Origin of the sequence: Carboxylicivirga fragile, assembly GCF_050589805.1 — a bacterium.
Taxonomy (GTDB): Bacteria; Bacteroidota; Bacteroidia; order Bacteroidales; family Marinilabiliaceae; genus Carboxylicivirga; species Carboxylicivirga fragile.
Window position 1 is genome coordinate 1 of sequence record NZ_JBNGOY010000105.1, and the last position, 3,568, is coordinate 3,568.

The window sequence follows — 3,568 nt, forward strand, 5'->3', positions numbered from 1 at the left end:
TTTGAAGCAGGACAACATTCTATTAGTATTGATGGCTTGAGTAACTTTGATGCAACACGATCTGTTTACCTTGAGGATAAAGAAACAGGTGCAATGATTGACATGCGTAGCACAAATAGTTATACTTTTGAAACACAAAAGGGTGACTTCAACAATCGTTTAGTACTGCATTTTAAGAACAATAACGATACACCTACTGATATCGGAGAAATTAATAATGGGGGTGCTATTGCCTATGTTCAAAATAACAATACAATAATGGTAGAGTGCGATTGGGACTTTGCCGAAAAAACACTGGAGTTGTTTAATATCTCAGGGCAATTAACAACTCAAAAACAATTCAGAACCAACAAATACGAAATTGATGGTGACAATCTACCTGCAGGAATATACATTCTTAAATTAACATCAGAAAACAAGATATACACACAAAAGTTACTAATTAATTAATAGAAGTAAATACTATCGATATTCAGAGGGAATTCTTTAACTAGACTTCCCTTTTTTTTTATAAAAAAAAGAAATTAATGTATCCTTTTAACGGTAATAACGTTTAAACACTACTACCCAAATGTTAATCATCAATTGAGTAATACACATATTTAGCATCAATGAAAATTAAACATGTAATAAGCATAGCAATTTACGCATTGCTAACTCAACTTTCACTTGCCCAAACAACCATCTTTTTAAATGAAAATTTTGATGGTAAAAGTCGGGTTAATTTAGTAAGTGCTGGTTGGGAATTGCTAAGCAATAATAGTAAGGTAGAAGTTGAGAATGATGCCTTAAGATTGAAACAACAAGGTTGGTACCTGAGCCCATTGCTTAATGAGGTTGCCGCGAATTATGATCAGGTAGTTATTTCCTTTAAATATAAAAACCCTAGTATCACTTATAATTCTGCTGATAAACTTGAAGTTTATATTGGCGAAGATTATCAATGGGATGGGAATTTGGGAGATGAACAACGTTTAATACTTAATTCACCCGAAGCCAATAGCTGGCAGTTCTTCTCATATACCTTGGAGAATTGGTCTCATAATAATTTTCAATTATGTCTGAAATTTTTGAGTAATGGAGGAGAAGATATTTTTATAGATGATTTGTTAATACGTGGTATTAACATTACACCAGGTGCTAAACCCGGCATTAACATAGATGCAAGCAGTCGAGTTATCTTTGAAGGGGATGAAATTACCCTTTTTGATATGAGCACAGAGGCGCCTTCTTCCTTTTTATGGACAATTAGTGGAACCGAAGGAGTTGATTGGGATTTTATTAATAGCTCTACTGCCAGTTCTCAAAACCCGGAACTTGTATTTCACAATAAAGGATTCTATGACGTTTCACTTGAAGCAACAAATGCAAATGGGACTAGCTCATCGGTTTACTCGGGCTACATCACTGTTAGTTGTCCTGCCGGAGCCAATACTATAACTCAAGGGTACATCAGTAATGTTAGCATAGCAGAGGCAGGACTCAATAATGGAACAAGTAATTCATCTTATTCATCGTTTTTCGATTTAGAACTTGATTTAGACGCGTCAGCAGATTTTACACTTGATTTAGATTTAGAAGGCATTGATAGTGATTATTGGTGGGGCGCAAATGGAGGAAATTCCAGAAATGTAAGATGCTGGTTCGACTGGGACAGAAATGGTTATTACGACGATGGTTATTATGATTTAACAATCACTAATTCAGGTAGGAATTATTTTGGAGCTGCTACAATTTCACCACCTAGTACGCTTAGTCCAGGCTTAATAACATTTCGTATAAAACTGGCAAATCAAGCTGGAGATGTTGCTGATGCATGCGGAAATGTTTCCGTTGGCGAAGTTGAGGATTATGCAATCAATTTTTATAATGGACAGACCAATACATTTTTAGGCGATTGCATCTCATTTAATGGTGGATATGCCGAAGATGCCAATGGTATTGTTATTTCAGGCAGCACTGAATTTTCGATGGAATCATGGGTGTATGTTGCTAATGATATTGGCGATAGGGGATTTTTTGGCCAGAAAGACAATGTAACACTTGGTATTATAGGAGGACAATTGACATTGACAAGTGAAGCTGGTTCTGTTTCATGTCCGTGGGACTATTCCAGCCAATGGGTACATGTGGCGGCTACAGGAAATGCTTCATCTCTTAATTTATACCTTAATGGCGTTTTAAGTGCCACTGCATCCACAAGTGGAATCCATGTTAGTAATCCTGTAAATAGCTTTATGCTTGCTGACGGAATTCTACAAGATGTAGGTAATGGTAACCCCTTTATAGGAAGGTTTGACGAATTACGAATTTGGAACACATGCCGTACACAAACCGAAATTGAGCAGTATCTTTACCAAACTACACCAACGGCCAGTTCAGGTCTATCAGCCTATTACCAATTTAACGAAGGCGTTTTAGGAACAGAAATCATGGATTACGAAGGCAGTAATCACTTAACTCTTAATAAGGTCGCGGAGAACTATCTCAATTCATCACTTCCATACAAATGGTTAGGCTCAATTGATAACGATTGTGCTAACAGTAGTAATTGGAGCTGGAATGAAGCTGAGTTGCCAAGAGCCGCAAATAAAGGTTTGATAACATCCAATTCAAGTGTAGTTCTGAATACAGGAAGTAGTATGAGCATGGGCACTCTTGAACTAATGGAAGGAGCACATTTCACCATTGAATCGGGCGCAGACCTGACAATTAATGATGAGCTTATTATAAACAACAGTTCAACTAGTCCAGCTTCTTTTATAAACAATGGAACCACAAGCTCGGAAATAACTGTTAATTGGAATTATGATCTAAATCGATACTGGTACATTGGTCATTCTATTTCAGATGCAACAATAAATACATACTCGGCTACAGATGGCTATAAACTTTATGGATACAATGGAGCATGGAATAATCTAACAGGTGGCACGCTTGATTCAAATCCTTTAACTGGATATGCGATGGCGCTTAATGGTACCATGAGTCAAATATCATACACAGGAACACTTAATGATACGGATCTATCAAAAACACTCATAGATGGTTGGCAATTAATAGCAAATCCCTATCCTTCATATTATCAGCTTACCGAAGAAAATAAGGATAATATAAATGCAGACTTCTATCACACTACAGGTTCAGCCTATGTTCGTACCGGATCAACGCCTGAAAGTCGTTCTTTAGCGACCTTTAATGTATTGTCCGGCATAAGTACACCTTCTGATTTTGACGGAGTAATTGCACCAGGGCAGTGTTTCTGGGTTATGAAGGAAACAGCAGGTGATATACATATGAAAACCAGTAAACGTATTCATGAAACCGCATCGCTTAAGTCAGGAAAAATAGAAAAGGACATATTACGTCTTGAACTACAAAACCAGTATGCAGTGGCGGAAGCTGTAATTGCGATTAGCGATAATGGTCAGGAAGACATTAGCCGCCTAGATTCAAAAATACGAATGGAGAGTGGAAATAAACTTTCCTATATCTACTCTTTAAAATCAGATGCAAATACTGTTATTAATGTGTTACCATCAAGCATTATAAAATATGAAGTAGCACT

Annotated in this window: 2 protein-coding genes; both read left to right on the top strand. The window is 36.8% G+C overall.

Features of this window, described 5'->3' with window-relative positions:
- Nucleotides 1-450: T9SS type A sorting domain-containing protein (locus ACRD7B_RS22640; protein ID WP_430826951.1), on the top strand; the 450-nt coding region annotated here is incomplete at its 5' end.
- Between the two features lie 161 nt (nt 451-611).
- Nucleotides 612-3,568, top strand: a 2,957-nt coding sequence (locus ACRD7B_RS22645) for a LamG-like jellyroll fold domain-containing protein (protein WP_430826952.1), incomplete at its 3' end; no start/stop codon positions are given.